The sequence below is a fragment of the Nitrospirota bacterium genome (assembly GCA_016219645.1).
Lineage (GTDB): Bacteria > Nitrospirota > Nitrospiria > Nitrospirales > Nitrospiraceae > Palsa-1315.
This window is the reverse complement of sequence record JACRLR010000056.1, coordinates 13,733-34,758: the sequence shown is the minus strand read 5'-3', so window position 1 is coordinate 34,758 and position 21,026 is coordinate 13,733. Positions and strand designations below refer to the sequence as shown.

The window sequence follows — 21,026 nt, the reverse complement described above, 5'->3', positions numbered from 1 at the left end:
TACTCCAATCGTTCATGGAAAGAGTAGGTTAAAACAGTGCAGATCCGAACGGTATCCTTATCGTCCAGTGGTACAGTCATGCTGCGGAAGCGCAGGATGCTTCTCGGTAACGTTTCGCTGGCGGTCGGCAGTCTCCTTGCTGTCGCCCTTTTCGCGGAAGCGGCATCTATGCTCTTCCTTCCGCCTCCAATCACATGGCGCGATCCCCAAGAACTCTACAATCATGATCCGCTGCTTGGGCATGTCCTTGCGCCGGGGCAGCATGCCTTTACCCACTCGTTTCCTGTCAGCACGAACTCGCACGGGTTTCGAGATCGTGAATATCCACTGAGCCCTTCCCCCGGGACGGTCCGGATACTCTGCCTCGGAGATTCATTGACCTTTGGAGACGGCGTTGGAGTTGAGGACACCTATCCGAAGCGGCTTGAGGCAATCTTACAGGAGAGTGGAGGGCACAGTTTTGAAGTAATCAATACTGGAGTACCTTCGTACGATACGTGGCAGGAGATTACGTTTTTCAAGACGAAAGGGGCCCAGTTTGAGCCGCGCATTGTAGTGTTGGGGTTCTACGGAAATGACATTGTTCCGAGACCGGAGGTTGTCAAGACAGCACTATCCGGTGACGGGACGCTCAAGCGGAAAGGATTCGGAGGGGTCTTCCCCGACGAAGTCGTCCACATCCTCAAGGGAAGCCGCCTTCTCTTGTTCTTGAAGGATCGGATCGGCAAGCTCCTCAATTCTATTCAACCATCCCCAGAGTATCGTCACCAACGGGCCTTGTTGGAAGGTCTGCCGGATGAGTTTGTCGAACAGGGCTGGCAGGAGGTGGAATCCTCCCTCAAGGAAATGATGGAGTTGCAGCGAAGACACGACTTTCGTTTCGTCATCATGGGGTTTCCCATGGCAGAGCAACTATTGCACGAACATCCGCAGGCTCAATACCCAGCGAGACTCAAGCATATCGCTGAAAAGCTCGACATTCCGTTTATCGACCTGCAGCCGGTGCTCAAGCGTGAGTTTGAGGGATTTGGGTCGTTGTTTATCGAGTGGGATGGTCATCCCAACCCGCGGGCACACCGCATTGTAGCGGAGGAGCTTTCTCGTGTTCTCGTGCCGATGCTGAAGGAGCACCAGGGGAGTTCATGAATATGTTTACCAAAGAATCATGGGCGATGGCTGAGGCCGGCTCATCGGGCAAACAGGGCATGAAGGATCGTCCCATGGCTGCTACGCGAAAGCTGACCAGGCTCGTGGCGTACGGTCTCATGGTTCTGCTCGGGATTTCTACGCTCGAGGTCGCGTCGTATTCATATCTCCGGGTGGTCGAGGGATACGACGGCGAACACCTCATGACTTACGAGTTTGACGAGTACAAAAATATTCAACCGACGCCGAATTACCATAATACAAAAGGGATCCATCACAATGCCCAGGGGTTCCGAGAAGATTCCGATACCCCGCGCGAAAAGGATGCGAACACCTATCGAATCTTCATTATGGGCGGCTCGACCGCGTACGGCCTCCAGTCAATGTCAAAATTCGGCCAGGACAAGTACTCCGTAATCCGGAACAACGAAACGATCGACGCATACTTGGAAGAATATCTCCGTGGCAAGGCAGGAAATAAGAAGGTCGAAGTGATCAACGCTGCGATTACCAGCCAGTATAGTCATCACCATTTGATCTACCTGAACCAGACCGTTCTGAAATTTCACCCTGACATGGTGGTCTTTATCGACGGATTTAACGACTACTTTCAGTACGTGAAGGGATTTGACCAGTTTCGTGACTATGGATATCAGGAGCGGGCGCATCTTTATCTGGGACCTCCGACGATTGAAGCCTGGGCCGGGTACACGGGTTGGTGGTTGTTCAGGAAGAGCCACTTCATCCATGTGGCAAGCAAGACGCTGCGCCCGATTTGGGTGACCATCAAGTCGATCGGAGGAAAACGTGCGCGCGTCGATGTGGAAGATGCCCTCCAGAATCTTGAGATCAATGCAAAGGGCAATTTTGTGAAAATGGTCGAACGGAATTCTCTGATTCTGCGGCATGAAGAAGTCGTGCCGGTGTTTGTGTTGCAGCCCGAGCTCGCGTTTAAGCAAAACAAAGTGTTGTCGCCGTTGGAGCAACAGATCTATGCGGAGTTGGACCAGCAGTGGCAGGAGAATTTTGTGGAATTCAAGAATCGAGCACGGCCGTTGGTAGTCGATTACCTTCACAAGAGTACGACCCGAACCGGTTCAGTGTTTCTCGACATGACAGATATCTTCGGGGGGTTTGACGGGGATGCCTACACGGACTATTGCCACCTTACGCCGATGGGAAACAAGTTGCTCGCAGAGAGAATCGGTGAACGCATCCTTCCTCTTCTGATCAAGCCCGCTTCAAAAGCCTAGGTAAAAGCTCGGGAACTGTCTTGGCCATGCGACCGATATTGACAAGACTCCAAATGGAACGATCTGAAGGGGTGGGCAGCCTCGCCTCTCATGCCGAGATTGCGCCCGTCGAGCGGACGTCTGCCCGAATCATGTTCATCTATGTCATGTGGTTCTTCGTATGGTACGAGCCTGATTGGCTCTTGGAGGCCCTAGGAGGGGGCACGATCCTCGTGAAGCTCTACGCCGCGCTGTTTGTTCCGGTGTGTGCATTGTTGTGGACCCGCTTTCGGCGGGAAGCCTTGTTCTGGCCTTATTTGGTGATGATCGGGATTTTTCTTATCTGGATGCCGTTCGTCTTGAATCGTGGTTTCTTGATGAATGGTTTTGGAAAGGTATTGCAATATTCTCTCCTCACTGCAGTAACCGTATCTGTCCTGGAAACACCGCAACAGGTGATTCTGCTGTTGAAACTCTTCCTGTTTCAGTTCCTCTGGTTCGGTATTCAGGGGCTTCCCACGGCAGGAGTGCCATGGCACCAGAATCTCTCGAACGACGACTCGTTTGGTCCATTCATGACGATCGGGCTCGGTTTTGCCTACTATGTGGCGATGGGCACCACCATCACGAAGTATCGCTACTTGGGTTTCCTCATGTGCCTCATAGGCATAGCGGGAACCATCCTATCTTTCGCCCGCGGGGCCGTCATCGGGCTGTGTGTGGTGCTTGCCATGCTCGCAATCCGTACGCCACGGAAGTTGGCGTTTCTAGGTTACGGCGCGTTGCTCGCCGTAACCGGGCTGGTCGTGATCATGGTCGCATTCCCGAACGGGGAGTTCTGGGATGAAATGGCGACGATCACAGAAGAAGGGGCCAGTGGAGGCACAGGTCTGCAGCGCTGGGTGATGTGGCAAGCTGCATGGGAATTGTTTCTGACTAATCCTATCCTCGGTGTAGGACCCGGGAATTTTGGCCCTACCGCGACCGAGTACTTTACGGAGCGAGGTGTGACAAACATGGGGAGTACATTCGATACCCCTGACAAGATGTACATGATGGCGCTGCACAACGACTATGTGCAGGTGTTGGTCGAGCAGGGGCTGGTGGGGCTTTTTGCGCTCGTCTCCGTCTTCGTCTACTTTTTCAAATGCGTGAGGTACCTCCGCTCGGACGTTGTACAAAAGGCCTGGATGAATCAAGCAGGAGGGTTTATTGACCCGGGCAATCTTGCCCTAGGTCTAGAAGCCGCCATGGTTGGCTTCATGGTGACTTCGGCTGTCTACCCGCAATTGTTCATCAATTACTGGATGTGGTCGATCATGATGCTGGCCCTCGTATCGTCGACTATAGCCAGAAAAATGGTTGAAGGGATGGGTGGTACTGCGGGGCTCACATTCCGCCGCGGACTGCGCGGAACAGCCGTGGAGCGTCCGGTGAAGTCGGAGCTATAAAGTTGGACTCAGTTGAAATCGGCCTGTTGTATGTCGGCTAACCTTATTTTGCACCTGTCGAGCACCAGTGGACCTGGTGGAGCAGAAATGCTGGTGAGCAGCATAGCGTCGGGCTTGGATCGTAACAGGTTCGGTTCGATGGTTGGGCTGTTTGCTCCAGGGTGGCTGAAAGATCGGTGTGAAAAGCTCGGGCTTCCTACCGCTGTTCTTCCTATGCGGAGTCAATGGGATCTTGCTTGGATCAGACGCTGTTGCACGCTAGTCCGGCAGCAGCAAGTGGCTCTCATTCACGCCCATGAGTTTCGGGCCAATGTGTTTGGAACAATCGTGGCGAAACTCTGTGGTGTCCCGCTTGTAGGGACTGTCCATGGAAAAAATTATTACCCGGAGCATGTGAAACGTCGAGTCGCATATCGGTGGGTGAGCAAAGCTGCCAGGATGGTAGCCGTCTCCGAGGATCTCCGGCGATTTCTTTCAAGCCAGGTGGGAGTTCGCGAAGATCGAATCGCTCGGATATATAACGGTGTTGACATGCCCCAGCGCATGTCTTCCGAGCAGGTTGCGCGAGTTCGGTCTGATCTAGGTATTGATCCGTCAGAATTTGCGCTCGGTATTGTGGGAAGTCTATACCCGGTCAAGGGGCACACGTATCTATTGCAAGCGGTTCAGTCGGTTCTCAAAGTCCACCCAAAAATAAAGCTTTTGGTCGTCGGCCAAGGGGACTTGGATATTTGCCTGAAGCGACAGGCGGTGGAATTGGGTATTGAACATGCCGTGTCCTTTCTCGGGCTTCGGAACGATGTTCCAAACGTATTAGCCGCCCTGGATCTGTTTGTCCTCCCTTCCTTGTCGGAGGGATTGTCCGTGGCCTTGTTAGAGGCGATGTCGGCCGCTGTGCCAGTCATCGCGTCGCGTGTCGGTGGAAATCCAGAGATTGTCCAGGATGGACTGACGGGTTTGCTTGTGACACCGAAAGCTGTTTCTGAATTGACCGGCCACATTCTTGAGATGATCAATAAGCGAGATAGATCGAAATTATTCGGTGAAAGAGGAAGAGAGCGGGTAGCTGACGTATTTACCACTGCACAGATGCTTAATCACTATCAGGAGCTCTATGAGGAGTGCCTGTCGCAGGCGCAATGACGCACGCGATTTTCGAATGTTACAGTGCCTAGATTGCAAAAATATTGTTTGTGTTGAGTGAGAGCGGCCACATGGAATTTCCGGGCGGGAAAAAGTTTGCATTCTCAATTCTTGACGACACAGATGATGCGACCTTGGCGAACGTCAAGCCGGTCTATGCTGCACTCAGAAATGCCGGCATGCGGACGACGAAGACCGTATGGCCCATGGGTTGCCCGGAGGGAAGCCGGTTATTTTTTGCAGGAGAAACGCTGGAGAATGAAGCCTACTTGAAGTTCGTGCACGAGCTTGCAGCTCAGGGATTCGAAATTGCCTCTCACGGCGCGACCATGGAGTCGAGTTTGCGTGAGAGGACGCTGCGAGGGCTTGAATTTCTCAAAAATGAATTTGGATCCTATCCGCGCTTGTTCTGCAATCATGGGTTCAATCAGGACAACCTCTATTGGGGAAGCAAGCGCTTCCAGAGCGCGCTCTTCAGGGGCCTCCTCTCCTGGGCCAAGGGCCGTCGGTCGATCACCTATTATGGCGATGATGAGAACTCGCCTTATTTTTGGGGGGATTGTGCCCGTACGTATATTCAATATGTCAGGAATTTTACCTTTCGGCGACTGAATATGCTTGAAGCGAACCCCGATATGCCCTATCGATTACGTGGAACTAAATACGTCAACTTCTGGTTCTCCACCTCCGATGCGCCTGATGTGGGAGCGTTCAACCGACTTCTCACGCGTGAACGTCTCGATCAACTTGAACGGGATGGCGGTGTCTGCATCGTGTCGACGCATCTGGGAAAGGGATTTGCGACCGACGGGAAGCTGGACCAGGATACGGACAGGATTCTCCGGTACTTGAGCGGAAGGCCAGGATGGTATGTCCCTGTCTCAGAACTACTGGACTATCTCCGGGTCAAACAGGGGGGCGGAGAACTGAGCGATTGGACTCGTTTTAAGCTTGAATGGCTATACATTTTGGACAAGCTGAAGCTAGCCTTTTAACGGGAGTATGAGCACGGGTCAATGCCTGTTTCACCAGCTATAACATCTTACGCCGCGCACTCATCGAGCGCCGTGCACAGTGGGCGAGTGAGCCGGCCGGGCGTCCTTCGCGTCTGTCATGTCGCGTCGGGAGACTTATGGGCCGGGGCAGAGGTGCAAACCGCCCAGCTCCTGGTGGAGTTGCAGAAAGATCCTGCTCTTCACGTGGAAGCAATCGTGCTGAACAAAGGCATGCTCTATGACCAACTCGTACTTGCGGGAATCAACACTCATCTGATAGACGAAGGCGCGCTGAACTCTTTTGAAATCTCGAGACGCTTATATGAATTCAATAGACGCTGGCGGCCGGATGTGGTGCATACGCATCGAATTAAGGAGAACTGCCTGGGGGGGCTGGCTGCCGCATTGTCAGACGTCCCGGTGATTCTGCACACAGTTCATGGCATCCAAGAGGCGCTTGGCGGATGGGAACATGTGAAATGGAAGTGCTATTCCCTCATGTCGAGCCAAGTTACGAAGAGGGTCGCTTCCGGATTAATAGGCGTGTCGAATGACATTGCGTCCTTTCTCAGGAAACGATTTCCCGATACACAAGTCAAATGTATCCATAATGGGATCATGAACAACGTGTCAGCTCGAAGCGACATGCCGGTGACAACGAGAGATCAGATTGGCATCGCAGAGCCTGCCTTCGTCGTCGGGTGCGTGGGGCGCTTGTCGCCGGTAAAAGGAATCGAGTACTTACTACGGGCAGTTTCTTTGCTTGTGCATGAGCGGGGAATGCAGTCTATTCGGGTAGCCATTGTCGGGGGAGGTCCCCTACAACGATCTCTAGAAACACTCGCACAGCAACTCGCTATTTCTGAACATGTCAGATTTCTGGGGGAACGGCATGATGTACCGAGTCTGCTGAGGCTGTTTGATGTCTTCGCCATGCCCTCGCTCCACGAGGGCATTCCCATGGCATTGCTTGAGGCCATGCGCGCCGGCTGTCCTGTCGTCGCTTCCGCTGTAGGAGGGATTCCCGAAGTGATCAGGGATGGGACTGACGGGATGCTGGTACCTGCCGAGGATCCAAGCGCGTTAGCTCATGCCATCGGTGCTATGCAGGCTTCGGCATCAAATCGGACAAGGTTCGGCGAGGCGGGACAGGCACGGGTGGCCGCTGAATTTGATGCGGGACGTATGGCAAGTCGCACGAAGGAGTTCTATCTGGATCTGCTTGACCGACCACGTTGATCCCGCTCCTCCCCCCCGCCAGGCCAGTCCTCCGACCTTTTCCTGCTTCACCAGCCATATCCTCTTGACCACCTACTATCGTTGTCCATCGGTATGAGGGGCGCCACCTCCTTGCGCGTTCCCCGTCAGCCTAAGAACCGATATGCAAGATCGGTCACCTCTGTACGGTCAAAAGCACGATTAAAGTTTGCTTGTGGCTTCGGGTAAAGCAAAATAGCCTCTGAGATATATCCCCGACCAGGCTCCTATAAAAGATTCTAAGCCGGATACAGCAGGTTGGGTGTGTGTTGAGACTGGGTGGTGCCATCGAAGCGTCGTGACGAACTCCAAGCTCTGGGGATCTCCTGGAAAGATGCGAGCAGCGAAGTCGAACCTTCCCTATTACGTCGTGGCAGCAATGTTCGCCGGTCTCGTGATCGAGCTCACGGCCTACCTGGCGATCCACTTCGTTCTGCTTCCCCGTGAACCGGCATTCTTCTTTCGTAGCCCGTCGATTACTGCAGCTGAATTCGACCGTTACATGAGCATACGTGATTCGTTGCTGGGGTGGCCTGGGAAACGCACAGATGAAAAAGGTGTGGAGGTCATTGAGTCCCGTCCCATTCCGGCCTATCCGACTGCGGGGAATGAATGTATTTCACTCTACGGGGACTCATTCACATATGGAGATGAGGTCGAGCATGCGGAAGCATGGAGCAATGTGTTGTCCCAGCAGGTCAGATGCCGTGTCGGCAACTACGGGATAGGAGGGTATGGAACTGACCAAGCCTATCTGCGGTTCGTCAAGAATACCCATGATTCGGCAGGGGTTGCGATTCTTGGAATCTTTCCCGAAAACGTGCTGAGAAACGTGAATCGGTACCGTTATTTCCTTGATGCGCGGACGACATTCTCACTCAAGCCGAGATTTATTCTGGAGAAAGATCAATTGAAATTAGTGGAAATACCGGTGTGGAGCCAGGAGGAGTTTCTGGTGGCAACACAAAATCCTGAAAAAGCCTTCGAATTTGAAACATTCTTGCCCGATTCAGAATTCGGCCCGGTGTCGCTCTCGTTTCCGTATTCATGGAAAGCCATCAAGCTGTTTCTTTCCGACAGGGCCAGAAGTGCCATGCTTGGCCGCACCAGCTGGGAGGTGTTCTATCGGGAGGATCATCCGACACATGCCCTCAGAATCACGAGTGAGATCGCCGAACAGTTTGTGAAGACCGGCCGATCAAGAGGAAAGTCCCCCTTCGTGCTGATCTATCCCACCGCTCGCTCATTCAAACACTTCAAGGAGACGGGGGAACTGGTCACCCGTCCCCTCAGTGACGATCTGGGGCGGAGGGACATTCCTACGCTCGATCTCCATGAAGAATTCGGTAAGCGTGTGGAGAAACAGGGGTTTTGTGATCTCCTCACACAACCGGCTGTCTGTGCAGGGCATTTCAATCTAAAAGGGAATGTGATGGTTTCGGAAATCGTGCACGAATATCTCGTCAGGATGAAGCTGCTCGACGCAGGTGCATTGCCTGCTGCTGCGATGCAAGAGGCTGGCTGAAATGATCGTTTGTCATGTCTGGGATGCGGACTATCCGTGGGACGTCCGGGTCGAGAAGGTCTGCGACTCGTTGCTGAAGAAGCACGAAGTACATCTTGTGTGTCGGAATTCACGGCGACGCGCTCGGTACGAATACGCCAAGGGCCTTCATATTCATCGCTTGCCCTGTTTGCCGGAGGGATTGGGAGGCCTGAATGGCCTCATCGGGTTTCCTGCATTCTTCAATCCGCTCTGGATCTATGAGATCGGGAAAACAGTCAAGCGAACAAAGGCCGACGTCATCGTCGTCCGAGACATCCCCTTGGCCTGGACCGCGCTGGGGATTGGGCGTCTTCTCAGACGCCCGGTGGTCCTCGATATGGCAGAGAATTACCCGGCCATGATCCAGGACCTTTGGGATTACCAGGGGTTTTCAGTCGTCAATTTCCTGGTGAGAAATCCAAGTATCATCCGCATGGTCGAGCGAGTGAGTGTGCGCCAGTGCGACCATGTTGTGGCGGTGGTCGAGGAATCCCGTACTCGACTCATTTCCCTCGGGGTTGATCCTGCGAGGATTTCGTTGGTCATTAATACGCCGACGTCGGAGCGACTCGTAGACTCGTCTCACGCTCGTAGCGTCGGTGTCTCACGTGAGTCACGGAGCCTCACCCTTCTCTATCTCGGGTTACTGGAATGGGCGCGTGGAATAGAAACGGCCATTCGGGCGATCTCCCTGGTGCGAACGCGTCTGCCACAGGTGAAGCTGGTGATTATCGGCTCGGGGCGCCATGAAGCCCACTTTAAGCAGGTCGTCGCGCAATTGGACTTGCAGGACTCGGTGCAGTTCCTGGGATGGCTGGATTATACCAAGGCGATCGAGGTCATTAAAGAATGCGATATCGGCCTGGTTCCTCATCATGCTACCGAGAGCTGGAACACGACTATTCCGAACAAACTCTTCGACTATATGTCGATGGGGAAACCAGTCATCGTGTCGGATGCGAAACCGACCAAACGAATCGTGCAGGAAGAGCGATGTGGCATGGTGTTCGAAGATCAGAATCCTGAAGATTTGTCGCGTGTGATTGTTGAGCTGGAGAATCTATCCGTCAGAGAAGAGATGGGTCGTAACGGAAAAGAGGCAGTTGCGACGAAGTACAACTGGGCGGTCGATGAAGAGAGGCTCCTCAAGGCCGTGGACCTCGCTGTGGCCGGTAGGAAGCGATAATCATGTGTGGCATTGTTGGCATATTGGATGTTCAAGGGCGGACAGTGGCGCCTTCTTGGATAGACTCGATGAACGACGCGATCGTCCATCGGGGCCCGGATGACAGTGGGAGTTATGTGGAGGCGGGAATTGGGATCGGCATGCGCCGCCTGTCGATTATCGATGTCGCTGGCGGTCATCAGCCGGTCTATAACGAAGACAAGACTGTCTATGCTGTGTTCAACGGGGAAATCTACAACCATCGTGAATTACGCAGGGAGCTTGAGACGGCGGGGCATCGGTTTTATACACACAGCGACTCTGAAACCTTGGTCCATCTGTATGAGCAGTATGGTGTAGAAGGGGTCACGAGATTGAGAGGGATGTTTGCCTATGCGCTGTGGGATGCAAAGGCCGACCGCCTCATGCTCGCAAGAGATCGATTCGGAATCAAGCCGCTGTTCTATTCCTTCGTCGACGGCAGGTTGGTCTTTGCGTCCGAGCTGAAGGCGTTTTTTCGGCTCCCGTGGTTCGCTTCGGATGTGAATCGAGCCGCAGTCGATCGATTCCTGGCCTACCTCTACATTCCTGGACCCCAGACTATCTATCAGGATATTGTCGAGCTGCCGCCGGCGCATACTTTGGTCTGTGAGCGTGGTCGAATATCCATCCAGCGCTACTGGAGCTTACAGTTCCGATCGCAACCTAATGTGTCACTCGAAGAATGGGAGGAGCGCTTTCTCGTTCAATTCAAGGATAGTGTGAAAAGTCATCTCATCAGCGACGTGCCGCTTGGCGCATTCCTTTCGGGAGGGATCGATTCCAGCGCCATCGTGGGTGTGATGGCGCAGGAGTCGTCAGCACCAGTGTTGACATTTTCAATCGGCCATGAGGGGAAAGGCGCCTTTCAAGATGAACGGGCGTTTGCGCGAATCGTGGCAGAACGGTTTCAGACGACGCATCATGAATTTGTGGTTACGACAGACATCAAGGATCTCTTGCCCAAATTGGTGGCGTGTTTCGACCAGCCCTTTGCCGATTCATCCGCGATCCCCAACTATTATGTCAGTCAGATGACCCGTCAGCATGTCACCGTTGCACTCTCCGGGCTGGGCGGGGATGAAATCGGAGGCGGCTATGAACGGCACCTTGGCATGCTGTGGGCGGAGCTTTTTGGAAAACTTCCTGCTGCCGCACGGGGAGTACTCGGACAGAAGTGGATTCACCTGCTTCCGGATGTTGCAACAGGACATCCTTGGATGAGCCGGCTCAAACGGTTTCTCGCTGCTGCTGAACAGTCACCCCCAACTCGATATGCCGCATTTATCACGGCATTTTCGGAACGGGAACGTGCGGATCTTATATCCAGGGACTTCACCGGGGCGCAGAATCCTGGCAGACCTGAGAGTCTCGTGCGCGATATTTTTGAGTCAGGCGACGCCGACGGTTTGCTTCATAACCTCTTGCTCAGCGACATGCAGCTGTATCTTCCCGGCGATCTCCTGACGCTGACGGATCGAGTCAGCATGTTCCATTCACTCGAGGTCCGTGTGCCATTTCTCGATCATCCCCTCGTCGAACTCATGGCGCAGATTCCGCCCCAATACAAGACGTCACTCTGGTCGAAGAAGATCTTGTTCAAGAAAGCGCTGCGAAATCTGCTTCCATCAAGTATCTTGCACCGTAAGAAGCTGGGCTTTTCCGTGCCGCTTGCACTTTGGCTGCGTACGGATCTCAAGGCCATGATGTGCGATACCCTGTCGCTGCACATCCTCAAGGACATTGGTTTCCTCAACGTCACGGAGGTCCAGCGCATCGTTGCTGAGCACGTGGACGGCCGGGCGAATCATGAGAGCAAATTGTGGGGGCTGATCAATCTGGTCTCCTGGTGGCGTGATGGACGTCGGTGCTACAAGAACTGAGTGCAATCGGTGCATGCCGGTGAACAAGAGATATAGCGTTGCCGTGACGATCGCTGCGCTTGTCGCAGCGTTGGGAATTGGCCTCCTTCTCTCCGAATCGCTCCTTCGACTCTTCTATCCCCAGACATTGGGTGTGTGGGCTCAGACCAGGGACGGGCTTATCCTTCTGAGGCCTACGCTCCACGTATTTCACGAAAGGTTTCGCACGCACGTCCACACGAATTCTTTCGGCTTTCGTGACCGGGAGCACAAACTCGGGAAACCGGATGGGACGCTGCGAGTCCTGCTGTTGGGCGATTCCTTCATGGAAGCGCTACAGGTCGATTTTGAAGATGCCATTTCCACGCTGCTGGAAAAGGAGTTGCAGGGGTTGATCGGGTGTCCGGTCGAGGTCATCAGTGCTGGTGTCAGCGGCTGGGGAACAGATGATGAAGTCACGTACTTGAAAAGAAAAGGGGCAGAGTTCCATCCGGACGTCGTGCTCTTCGCGGCAACGCTTCACAACGACATAAGCGATAACATGGAAGGGCGCTATCATAGAGTGGACCAAGGGCAGCTCATCGAAAAACCCATCAGAGAGCTGCCTTGGTATACCTACTGGGGCATTGAAGCGCGAAGCTATCTCGCATCCCACTCGCATCTGTATCAGATCGTGTATCAGTCCTGGAAATCATTAGGGCGCTCGGATGCAGGGGCGCGGCTCACGAGTCACGTCGTTGAGTTAATGAGAAACGTCCAAAATGATGAGGTCAAGAGAGGGTGGTGGGTCACTCAAAAGTTGCTGGAAGAAGCACAAAGTCTGGCAAGGGCAGATGGGTTCAAGCTCGCCATGTTCATCATTCCAACGGTCTACGAAGTGGACGAACGATCATACGTGGATTTGATTGCCGCCCATCAGTTGAACGGAAGTGATCTGAATCGTGACAAGCCTGTTGAGACATTGGCGGCTATCCTGGACGGTGAAGGTATTCAAGCGATTAATCTACTTCCAGAGTTCCGAACCTGGAGTAGTGAGTCCGGTCAGCAGCTCTATCTTCAGGGAGATGGACACTTTAATAAGGAGGGTCACCGGCTTGCTGCGTCCGTTGTCAGCAGGAATCTGGCTCGAATGATACATGAGTGGGAGAGCTTCGATCGATGTCGCATCACGCGAGCCGAGATGACTCACAACTCAGCGCGTGCGGAGTAGAGTTGCCCGGCTTGGGTCGTTACGGCTCGGCGTCCTTCAGGCCCGCCAGTGGTTCAGATCCAGGAATGTCTTGAACCAGAAAAAAGACCGGGATGCATGCGCCATGTCACGGAAGAATCATGAGTCCGGTCACCGGGGCTGGTGCTGTGGTGTCGCCTCCAGGTGCGCCCATCGGCCCGATCCGCCTGGTCGCCCATACAGTTTGGTCGCGATAGACTTCACCCGCGCATTCTCCTGCTCCACCCGGCGCCGGGCACCAATTTTCCTGATGGAAGTTGCAGCAGCCTTTACTCGTGTTGGACCAGGTGAGACCCGTGTGCCGCAATCGCAATGTCCCGGGACCCTTGCAACCTAAACCGTTGGTCCCACAGTCGTCCTGCCAGAACTCGACCAACCCGTTAGAGAGATCGAGGTGTGTTTCCATGTAGTACCAGTGGCCGGGAATCATGTGCAGGTCCTTGCCTTGGTTCTGCGCGCACCGTCCGCCCGGACAACCGCTTCCTTGCTGCTGAGCCCAGTCGAACATGTCGGCGCCGAACGGCGTCTGCGTCAGGCCGTGTTGCGTCGTGCCATCTTCGTAGAACGTCCATTTCTCATGACCGAACTTGTAGCCAGGGGAAAATTTAAGATATTCCCGGTGGTAGATGTTCATATAGTTGGTTGCAGTCTGAGGCCCCAAACGATGCCAAGCTTGCCCGCCCTTGCCGGATTGATTCCGGAACGCCGTCGTCGCCGTGCAGTTGGTGCCAACCGCGCCCTGGCCTCCACAGCGAGCGAAATTCTGTTTCAGCGGGTCGGTCGCATAGATGGTTCCTGCCCAGCCCTGGTTCACCGGATTGTTGCTTCCGCCGGCGGTATCAGCGTTCGTCACAAACCATGACCCGTCCTCATAGTCGTCGCACATCAAGATTGTCGGATCGTTGCCGTTACATTGCGGCTCGGCAGAGTTCAGGAACGGGTGGGCCTTTGCCGGTTCCACGAAGCCTGTCGCTGTGAAGATCGATATGAAGCCTATGATCAGCAACAAAGCCCATTGATTCATCCAGACAACCCTGTTTGGCTCGTGACCGGCCAGTTTGTTCATGGCAGAGATCTCCTTCTAAATTGAACCCACGGCTCGATCCGTCCTCTTCCTCACGGCGTTTAGGCGCATGCCTGAGGAGCCTAATGAGCCGCTACCGGCTCGCCTATTGCACATCGCTGCCGAGTCAGTCTCCTCTGTGAAGGGCCCCCCACAGGAAGTGGTTGTTTCAGCTCTTGTGAGTGGGGTTGCACGGGCATTCTCCGTTCATTCATTCACACGGTCAGAGCACATAGTTTATTACCCACTACGGCATGTATCAACTTGATCCGTGTTTCGTGCACCATTCGGTAAATCCCACCCTGCTGGGTCCTGGTTCAGATAGGCCCTGCCCTGGAAGGTCCCAAGCAAGAGCGATGCCTTGAGTTCTCTCATACAGTCAATCGAGCCTTTAAGTTCGAATCAATTCGCCAAAGCAATAGCTTGAAATGCCAGATCCAGAAAGTTCCCTGGATGGTCTGACTCTGGTTGTGCCGCTTGGCATCATACCTTGTTAGCCCAAGCATACAGGTGCGTCACGTTACGCATCAGTCGAGTCACGCTGGTAGGGGCTGCACTCGAGACACGTAAGATGAAGGAAGTGCACGGGCTCATCGTCGAAATATTCCTAGGCAGAATTCGCTCGTTTCGTTGACGGAAGCCCTGGACTCTGCCATTCTTCCAACAGTCTAAGGAGGGAAGTTATGGCTCACAAGAAAGAGAGTGAACGAAGGGTTGCGGTTGTTGGACTTGGTTATGTCGGCCTTCCTATCGCCGTTGCATTCGGCAAACGCGGTAAGGTCATCGGGTTCGATATCAATAAAACGAAGATCGACGAGCTGTTAAGGGGTTTTGACCGAACCGGGGAAGTGTCGGCCGCTGATCTTAAAGCCTGTCAGGTGGAGTATACATCGGAGCCCACCGATCTCAAGGCAGCAGACTTCATCATTGTAGCCGTTCCAACTCCGATTAATGAAGCACTCCAGCCCGATCTCAAAGCCCTGCGAATGTCCTCGGAACTGATCGGCAAACATCTGTCGCCTGGAACGATCGTTGTCTATGAGTCCACGGTATACCCGGGAGTCACAGAGGAGATTTGCCTCCCCATTTTAGAGAAGCTTTCCGGCCTCAAAGCAGGAGTGGACTTCAAGGTTGGATACTCACCCGAACGCATTAATCCTGGGGATAAGGAACATACACTCGAGAAGATCGTTAAAGTCGTTTCGGCTCAGGACGCGGAATCGCTCGAAATCGTTGCGAATACCTACGGACTCATCGTGAAGGCCGGGGTCCATCGCGCTTCAAGTATCAAGGTCGCAGAAGCAGCCAAGGTGATCGAGAACACACAGCGCGATCTGAACATTGCCCTGATGAACGAGTTGGCGCTCATCTTTCATCGTCTGGGAATCGATACCAAGTCGGTCCTTGAAGCTGCGGGCACGAAGTGGAACTTTCTGAAATTTTTCCCCGGGTTAGTCGGCGGACATTGTATCGGTGTAGATCCCTATTATCTCACCGCGAAGGCAGAATCGGTTGGATACCATCCACAAGTGATCCTGGCTGGCCGGCGGATCAATAACGGCATGGGAAAGTTTGTCGCGGAACAAACGATGAAGCAGCTCAGCCAGCTTGCCCGCCCTGTCAAGGAGCTTAAGGTGGCAGTCTTAGGCCTCACGTTCAAGGAGAATGTGCCGGATCTTCGCAATAGTAAAGTGCCTGAAATCATTCAAGAGCTGCGCGAGTACGGGGTTCAGGTGTCGGTGCATGATCCGATCGCAGAACCAGAGGAGGCAGTCGCCGAATACGGCATCCATTTGCAGCAGTGGAACGAGCTGAAGAACGTCGATGGGCTGGTTATTGCGGTGGCCCACCGCACCTATACGGAGATGGGCCTGCAGGAATTGCTCAAGCCGCTTCGAAATCAGCAAGACGGGGTGGTTATTGATGTGAAGAGCCTGCTCGATCAGGAAAAACTACCAAAGACGCTCAAGTACTGGCGTCTGTAGCACCTGTCAGGAACAGCGCCTTTCTTAACAGGCGAAACCGTTTCCATCAGAACGCTTCGTTGGTCCGTCGAAGACTGGCAAGCCGGAATATCTTCTTGCCACGAGAGTAGGGGGACCAGCATTCAATGCCGGGTCCCATCCTTTTCCTTCCCTTCCCTATTCCCCGCACTCAATCGGTGAATCCGTAACTCCTGCCGGCATTTCCTCCCAGTATCCTATAAATTTCGTGGCATTCGCCCGTCGATAAGAGTACAAGTAGAATCATTCTATGCGTATCCTTGTTACAGGCGGAGCCGGGTTTCTCGGAAGCCATCTTTCTGCTCTGCTGCTGCATTCTGGGCATTCCGTGATCTGCATGGACAACCTCATCACGGGACGGGTTGAGAATATCGCCGATTTACTGGGGCACGAACGATTTTCTTTTGTCAAATACAATGTCTGCGATTATCTGCATATTGAAGGCCCCCTGGATGCGGTCATGCACTTTGCCTCACCTGCGAGTCCGCAAGATTATCTTGAATATCCTATTGCCACCCTGAAGGTCGGCGCCCTGGGCACGCATAAGGCTCTTGGCCTAGCCAAGGTGAAGGGTGCGAGGTTTCTCTTGGCCAGCACGTCGGAAGTCTATGGGGACCCGCTTGTGAGTCCTCAACCTGAATCCTACTGGGGGAATGTGAATCCCATCAGTCCCCGGGGCGTGTATGACGAGGCCAAGCGTTTTGCAGAAGCCCTTACGATGGCCTATCACCGCTATCATGCAGTCGATACGAGGATCGTGCGCATTTTCAATACGTTTGGACCACATATGCGTCCGAACGATGGGCGTGTCGTGTCGAATTTCATTGTCCAGGCGCTTCAGGGGAAACCATTGAGTGTCTTCGGCGATGGGTCTCAGACCAGGAGTTTTTGTTACGTGGATGACCTTGTCCGTGGTATCACGGGGTTGCTTTTTCTGGGTTCGGACAAGACGGTTGAGCAACGGACCGATCGTAAGTTCCTCGTTACCAGGAATGAGGGTGCCGACCAGTCCAGCATGCACGACCCAGTGAATCTTGGAAACCCGCGTGAGCTTACGGTTTTGGAGATTGCGAAATTAGTATTGGAGCTCACCGGCTCATCGAGCCAGATCACCTATCATCCGCTGCCTGCCGATGATCCCAAAGTCAGGCGACCCGATATCAGCCGGGCGCGGGCTCTACTAGAATGGGAACCTCAAGTAGAACTCGAGGACGCTCTCAGGCGCACGGTAGAATACTTCAGGAAGGTGATCTAGGAGCCCGTCTGGTTTCTCGTGTTTATATTGGTCTGTTTGGTTTGTTGGGTTGAGCTCGACTAACCAGACGAGCAAAACAAGCCAAATAAACCGGATCAACCTTTCCCCCGCCTTGACCGCGCTGAAATCCCCGCTGTATCCTGTCCTTGTCCCTCATGTCATGGGGTAAGAGTCGTTGCTATGCTCTCTGAACAAAATAACCAGGCGGAAGCTTCGGTCACGTCAATCGAATCGGCTGGCGCAGAAGTCATTCCCCCCATTCCACTTCCAGAGTACGTTAATGGATTGGTCACGCGGGCTAAACAAGCTGCGGGCCGGCTGGCTACACTTCCGACTCTGGTGAAGAACCGGGCTCTTCTTGCAATGGCAGAGGCGCTGGAAGAGCAAAAAGATGCGCTCCGTGCCGCGAACGATCTGGATCTGGAGGCCTTCGGGTCTGTGCCAGGGAAGCAGACAATGGCGGATCGGCTGCGCCTGACGGCGGAGAGGATTGTCGAAATGGCGGTAGGCCTGCGCGAGGTGGCTGCGCTTCCTGATCCCCTCGGTGATATGTCGAAGATGTGGACAAGACCGAATGGGATGCAGGTCGGGCGCGTGCGGGTGCCAATCGGCGTCATCGGGATTATTTATGAGTCCCGCCCGAATGTGACGGCTGATTCCGCGGCCCTCTGTTTGAAATCCGGTAACGCCTGCGTGCTTCGAGGAGGGAGTGAGGCAATCCATTCCAATACGGCAATTGCGACGATACTCTCGGAAGCAGCAGAGAAATCCGGTGTCCCGGGCGGAGCCATCAGCTTTGTCACGCGGCCTGATCGTGATCTGATTCCCCTTCTTCTCAAACAGGATCGCTATATCGATCTGATCATCCCGCGAGGCGGCGAATCCCTCATGCGCGTCGTGACCGAACATGCCACGATTCCCGTGATGAAACATGACGCCGGTGTCTGTCACATCTATGTTGATGCCGATGCCGATCCCGCCATGGCGGAGCGGGTCTGTTTCAACGCGAAGGTGCAGCGGCCGTCGACCTGTAACGCAATGGAGACTCTCTTAGTCCATCAGGGCATCGCGCGCCAGTGGCTGGCTCCCTTCATCGATAAGTTGGTGGCGGCCAAGGTTGAGGTGCGCGGCTGCGAAAAAACCTGCCAGCTGTCATCGTCGGCCAAACCGGCGGGCGATGATGATTATGGAAAAGAGTTCCTCAACCTCACCGTTGCGGTAAAAGTAGTTAAGAATGTCGATGAGGCGATGGAACATATTGCCAAGTATGGCTCTCACCATACAGAAGCCATCGTGACAGCCGATTATCCGAAGGCCATGCGGTTCCTGCGTGAAGTTGACGCCAGCGCCGTCTTGGTCAATGCTTCGACCAGGTTGAACGACGGTTATCAATTCGGGCTGGGAGCGGAAATCGGGATCAGTACATCCCGTATCCACGCCCGAGGTCCGATGGGACTGGAAGAATTGACCTGCTTTAAGTATATCGTCATGGGGAGCGGGCAAGTCCGCGAGTAAACAGGCTGCTGAAACAGGCCCCCAACTTCGTTCTCAGTCGTTCAAACCCCTCAACGTACCGATTTGAGGATACTTGAGGCAAAACGACTATCCGCTCGCATTTGATCGAAGCGAGCGGTTCAAGCGAAGCTTGGTATGTACCTCCTCGGGGTTCTCTCTCCTTGTGGCCTCGTTGGCTGACCTGTTTGAGCAGCCCGCAGCATAATTGAGACCATTTCTTGTGAATCCCTCAGCGCTCGCCAACCCCGGTAACATCAGCTTCTCCGGAAATCAAATGTTTGCTCGCGATCTTGCCGCAGCTGGTGGCCGTTGCGTCAAACAACCAACTGGGCACCTCGTGTTCTATCGCTCGGATGGTCGCCGGTTTCTTGCGACCGATCCAGAAGGGAATCCATTGCATGAATGCGAGTGGGGGACAGATGCCATAGGCAATGTGGTTCTCTGTCGTGCTCGGGTGCGTCTGGATTGGGATTGCTGGGTCGGGTTGAAGCCGGCTAGTTTGGTCAATGAAACTAGCCTCAATCTAACCAGTAAGCGCGGTTGGCAGCTTCTCAAGGCCGATGATTTGCGTGCGATGGCTGCGCAGGCGCTTCGTGTCACGATCGAGGATGTGCGATTCTTCTATCGGGATGAGGATCTTCGGATCGAGCCGACAGGGCGGGCGACCATCCGTCAGCGCAAAGATGCGCTCTATGTGCTTCAGGACGGAGGGTTCGAGCAGGCCCGCTTCATGGCCTGTATGGGAGCCATGAATTGGTCCTCTCTCGACTTTCTGCCGGTGGTCGAACTCTTTAAGTCGCTCTTACCGGGAACTGGCTCTGCGGTGTTTGAATTGATTCGCGGGCTCTACGATGATCAGAACGAAGGGAAGCCGAGTGCTCGACCCTTGCGATATAGAGGTATTCCCCCCTATCCCTCGGAAGCAGCATTCAGGCTGTTTAGTAATTTCTTTACCCCTCAGGCGCCCGAGAGGAATGACCCCTTCACGATCTTTATGAATCGGGAACGGTCCGGTCAAGTGATCTGGTTACCGGCGGCCACGATGCCAGTTCGATATTTTGATCAACGCGCGGGGGCTTGTTTCACGATCCAAGACAATAAGCTATATAAGGTGACGGTCGCATCAGATCCCTCGGGGCTATCCTATGCGAGCCAGCAAGGCCGTCGATTTGTTCCTTACGATCGGAGCGCGGAGGTTGTTGGAGAACAGGTTATCCTGAAGAATCGAGATCGAGAAACTACGTTGGCTGCGCCCCTACTGCAGGGGAATCTACGAGAGACTGGTGGGCCAGTGGCTATGAGCCCAGTCGACTGGCGGTCGGTCTTTGTCCAGGGGGTTCCGACTATCCTTCCAGCAGAAGCCTATGGAGCGGTATTGCTCTATCCGGAAGACGGGTCTGAAATCGGTGAATATTCGGCGCAGCCATTCGTGGCTGATTACATACAGGATATTGGTGAACAGGATCGGGAGATTGGAACGGTGCTCTCGAGAGCTGAGCACGTGTTCATCGAGAATGGCGATGCCGTGGTTGCGACCTGCATCACGTTTGATCGCGTGAGAGACTATACAGTGCTGGTCCGGCGTCCAGCCTATGCGCAAAAGCAGGCACAACAACTCTGGAGCGTCTGTGCGGAGTTACAGCGGTGGGATTGGCTCTCACATATCCGATTCGTTTCGGACGGGGAGACATGCAATCAAGGGGCGCAGGGCTCCTATGACTTGGTCTACCATTGGGTGCCCTACGATAGCGCAGATATATCGAGCAGCCTGGACAACCGAATGAAGATGATCAGCCAATTGCTTCGGACGGGAGGCCATGCATTTGTCATCGGTCCGGCACAGTTGGGTCCCCAGGGGCTATCTAAAGGACTCCATATCTGCTGGGAAGAACTGGTCGAACAGCTCCCTACGTTTCGGATGCATCGCACGATCTTGCCACAAGCAAGGCTGAGGGCCGGTCTTACGCTATTCCACATGAAGAAGGTCTAGCAGAATACTGAAAAAGTCCGCCAGCAGGGGGATGGGTGGCCTGGTTGGTCCCCCGTGCTCACGGAACCCCCACGATGAAGCAGTGGTCGTTCGACGTGCGCAGTTGGGGACCAAGCCAGGCCACCCCTTGAAAGAA

15 protein-coding genes are annotated in these 21,026 nt (G+C 54.1%); 14 read left to right on the top strand and 1 reads right to left on the bottom strand.

The genetic code is table 11. From position 1 onward, the window contains the following. Positions 1-96: 96 nt before the first annotated feature. From HZB34_16295 to HZB34_16250, 10 genes are all read left to right on the top strand, one after another. Positions 97-1,146 carry a hypothetical protein gene (locus HZB34_16295; GenBank protein MBI5317523.1) on the top strand — a complete coding sequence of 350 codons (1,050 nt, stop codon included), beginning with the start codon at positions 97-99 and terminating at the stop codon, positions 1,144-1,146. Next, on the top strand, positions 1,143-2,399 hold the full coding sequence (locus HZB34_16290; protein ID MBI5317522.1) for an SGNH/GDSL hydrolase family protein: 1,257 nt from the start codon (positions 1,143-1,145) through the stop codon (positions 2,397-2,399). The genes HZB34_16295 and HZB34_16290 overlap by 4 nt, the downstream gene beginning before the upstream one ends. Positions 2,400-2,452: 53 nt before the next feature. After that, positions 2,453-3,829: an O-antigen ligase family protein gene (locus HZB34_16285; protein MBI5317521.1), complete on the top strand. Its 1,377-nt coding sequence runs from the start codon at positions 2,453-2,455 to the stop codon at positions 3,827-3,829. A 93-nt stretch (positions 3,830-3,922) separates the two neighbouring features. Next, entirely contained in the window at positions 3,923-4,972 is a 1,050-nt protein-coding gene (locus HZB34_16280) for a glycosyltransferase (protein ID MBI5317520.1), read from the top strand. A 71-nt stretch (positions 4,973-5,043) separates the two neighbouring features. Next, a complete protein-coding gene (locus tag HZB34_16275; protein ID MBI5317519.1) occupies positions 5,044-5,967 on the top strand; it encodes a hypothetical protein in 924 nt (307 codons plus the stop codon). Positions 5,968-6,039: 72 nt separating this feature from the next. Further along, positions 6,040-7,206, top strand: coding sequence for a glycosyltransferase (locus tag HZB34_16270; protein ID MBI5317518.1), 1,167 nt, complete (start codon positions 6,040-6,042; stop codon positions 7,204-7,206). Positions 7,207-7,558: 352 nt separating this feature from the next. After that, entirely contained in the window at positions 7,559-8,749 is a 1,191-nt protein-coding gene (locus HZB34_16265; GenBank protein ID MBI5317517.1) for a hypothetical protein, read from the top strand. A 1-nt stretch (position 8,750) separates the two neighbouring features. Further along, on the top strand, positions 8,751-9,956 hold the full coding sequence (locus tag HZB34_16260) for a glycosyltransferase family 4 protein (GenBank protein MBI5317516.1): 1,206 nt from the start codon (positions 8,751-8,753) through the stop codon (positions 9,954-9,956). A 2-nt stretch (positions 9,957-9,958) separates the two neighbouring features. Further along, positions 9,959-11,857: an asparagine synthase (glutamine-hydrolyzing) gene (gene asnB, locus HZB34_16255; protein MBI5317515.1), complete on the top strand. Its 1,899-nt coding sequence runs from the start codon at positions 9,959-9,961 to the stop codon at positions 11,855-11,857. A gap of 13 nt (positions 11,858-11,870) precedes the next feature. Next, the gene (locus HZB34_16250) at positions 11,871-13,046 is read left to right on the top strand and encodes an SGNH/GDSL hydrolase family protein (protein ID MBI5317514.1); all 1,176 of its coding nucleotides are present in this window, start codon (positions 11,871-11,873) and stop codon (positions 13,044-13,046) included. A gap of 106 nt (positions 13,047-13,152) precedes the next feature. On the opposite strand, the gene HZB34_16245 is transcribed toward HZB34_16250, so the two are convergent. Then, on the bottom strand, positions 13,153-14,130 hold the full coding sequence (locus HZB34_16245; GenBank protein ID MBI5317513.1) for a hypothetical protein: 978 nt from the start codon (positions 14,128-14,130) through the stop codon (positions 13,153-13,155). 680 nt (positions 14,131-14,810) lie between these two features. On the opposite strand from HZB34_16245, the gene HZB34_16240 reads away from it, so the two are divergent. The 4 genes from HZB34_16240 (at position 14,811) to HZB34_16225 (ending at position 20,890) form a co-directional block, all read left to right on the top strand. After that, entirely contained in the window at positions 14,811-16,112 is a 1,302-nt protein-coding gene (locus HZB34_16240; protein MBI5317512.1) for a nucleotide sugar dehydrogenase, read from the top strand. A 268-nt stretch (positions 16,113-16,380) separates the two neighbouring features. After that, positions 16,381-17,385, top strand: coding sequence for an SDR family oxidoreductase (locus tag HZB34_16235; GenBank protein MBI5317511.1), 1,005 nt, complete (start codon positions 16,381-16,383; stop codon positions 17,383-17,385). 180 nt (positions 17,386-17,565) lie between these two features. Further along, entirely contained in the window at positions 17,566-18,900 is a 1,335-nt protein-coding gene (locus HZB34_16230) for a glutamate-5-semialdehyde dehydrogenase (protein ID MBI5317510.1), read from the top strand. 274 nt (positions 18,901-19,174) lie between these two features. Next, positions 19,175-20,890, top strand: a complete 1,716-nt coding sequence (locus tag HZB34_16225) for a hypothetical protein (protein MBI5317509.1) — start codon at positions 19,175-19,177, stop codon at positions 20,888-20,890. Positions 20,891-21,026 lie beyond the last annotated feature (136 nt).

What these genes read in the sequence shown, in the direction of transcription:
- HZB34_16295 (MBI5317523.1), top strand. Translation starts at nt 97, where the DNA reads ATGCTTCTCGGTAACGTTTCGCTGGCGGTCGGCAGTCTCCTTGCTGTC.
- HZB34_16290 (MBI5317522.1), top strand. Translation starts at nt 1,143, where the DNA reads ATGAATATGTTTACCAAAGAATCATGGGCGATGGCTGAGGCCGGCTCA.
- HZB34_16285 (MBI5317521.1), top strand. Translation starts at nt 2,453, where the DNA reads ATGGAACGATCTGAAGGGGTGGGCAGCCTCGCCTCTCATGCCGAGATT.
- HZB34_16275 (MBI5317519.1), top strand. Translation starts at nt 5,044, where the DNA reads ATGGAATTTCCGGGCGGGAAAAAGTTTGCATTCTCAATTCTTGACGAC.
- HZB34_16265 (MBI5317517.1), top strand. Translation starts at nt 7,559, where the DNA reads ATGCGAGCAGCGAAGTCGAACCTTCCCTATTACGTCGTGGCAGCAATG.
- HZB34_16260 (MBI5317516.1), top strand. Translation starts at nt 8,751, where the DNA reads ATGATCGTTTGTCATGTCTGGGATGCGGACTATCCGTGGGACGTCCGG.
- asnB (MBI5317515.1), top strand. Translation starts at nt 9,959, where the DNA reads ATGTGTGGCATTGTTGGCATATTGGATGTTCAAGGGCGGACAGTGGCG.
- HZB34_16250 (MBI5317514.1), top strand. Translation starts at nt 11,871, where the DNA reads ATGCCGGTGAACAAGAGATATAGCGTTGCCGTGACGATCGCTGCGCTT.
- HZB34_16245 (MBI5317513.1), bottom strand. Translation starts at nt 14,130, where the DNA reads ATGAACAAACTGGCCGGTCACGAGCCAAACAGGGTTGTCTGGATGAAT.
- HZB34_16240 (MBI5317512.1), top strand. Translation starts at nt 14,811, where the DNA reads ATGGCTCACAAGAAAGAGAGTGAACGAAGGGTTGCGGTTGTTGGACTT.
- HZB34_16235 (MBI5317511.1), top strand. Translation starts at nt 16,381, where the DNA reads ATGCGTATCCTTGTTACAGGCGGAGCCGGGTTTCTCGGAAGCCATCTT.
- HZB34_16230 (MBI5317510.1), top strand. Translation starts at nt 17,566, where the DNA reads ATGCTCTCTGAACAAAATAACCAGGCGGAAGCTTCGGTCACGTCAATC.
- HZB34_16225 (MBI5317509.1), top strand. Translation starts at nt 19,175, where the DNA reads ATGTTTGCTCGCGATCTTGCCGCAGCTGGTGGCCGTTGCGTCAAACAA.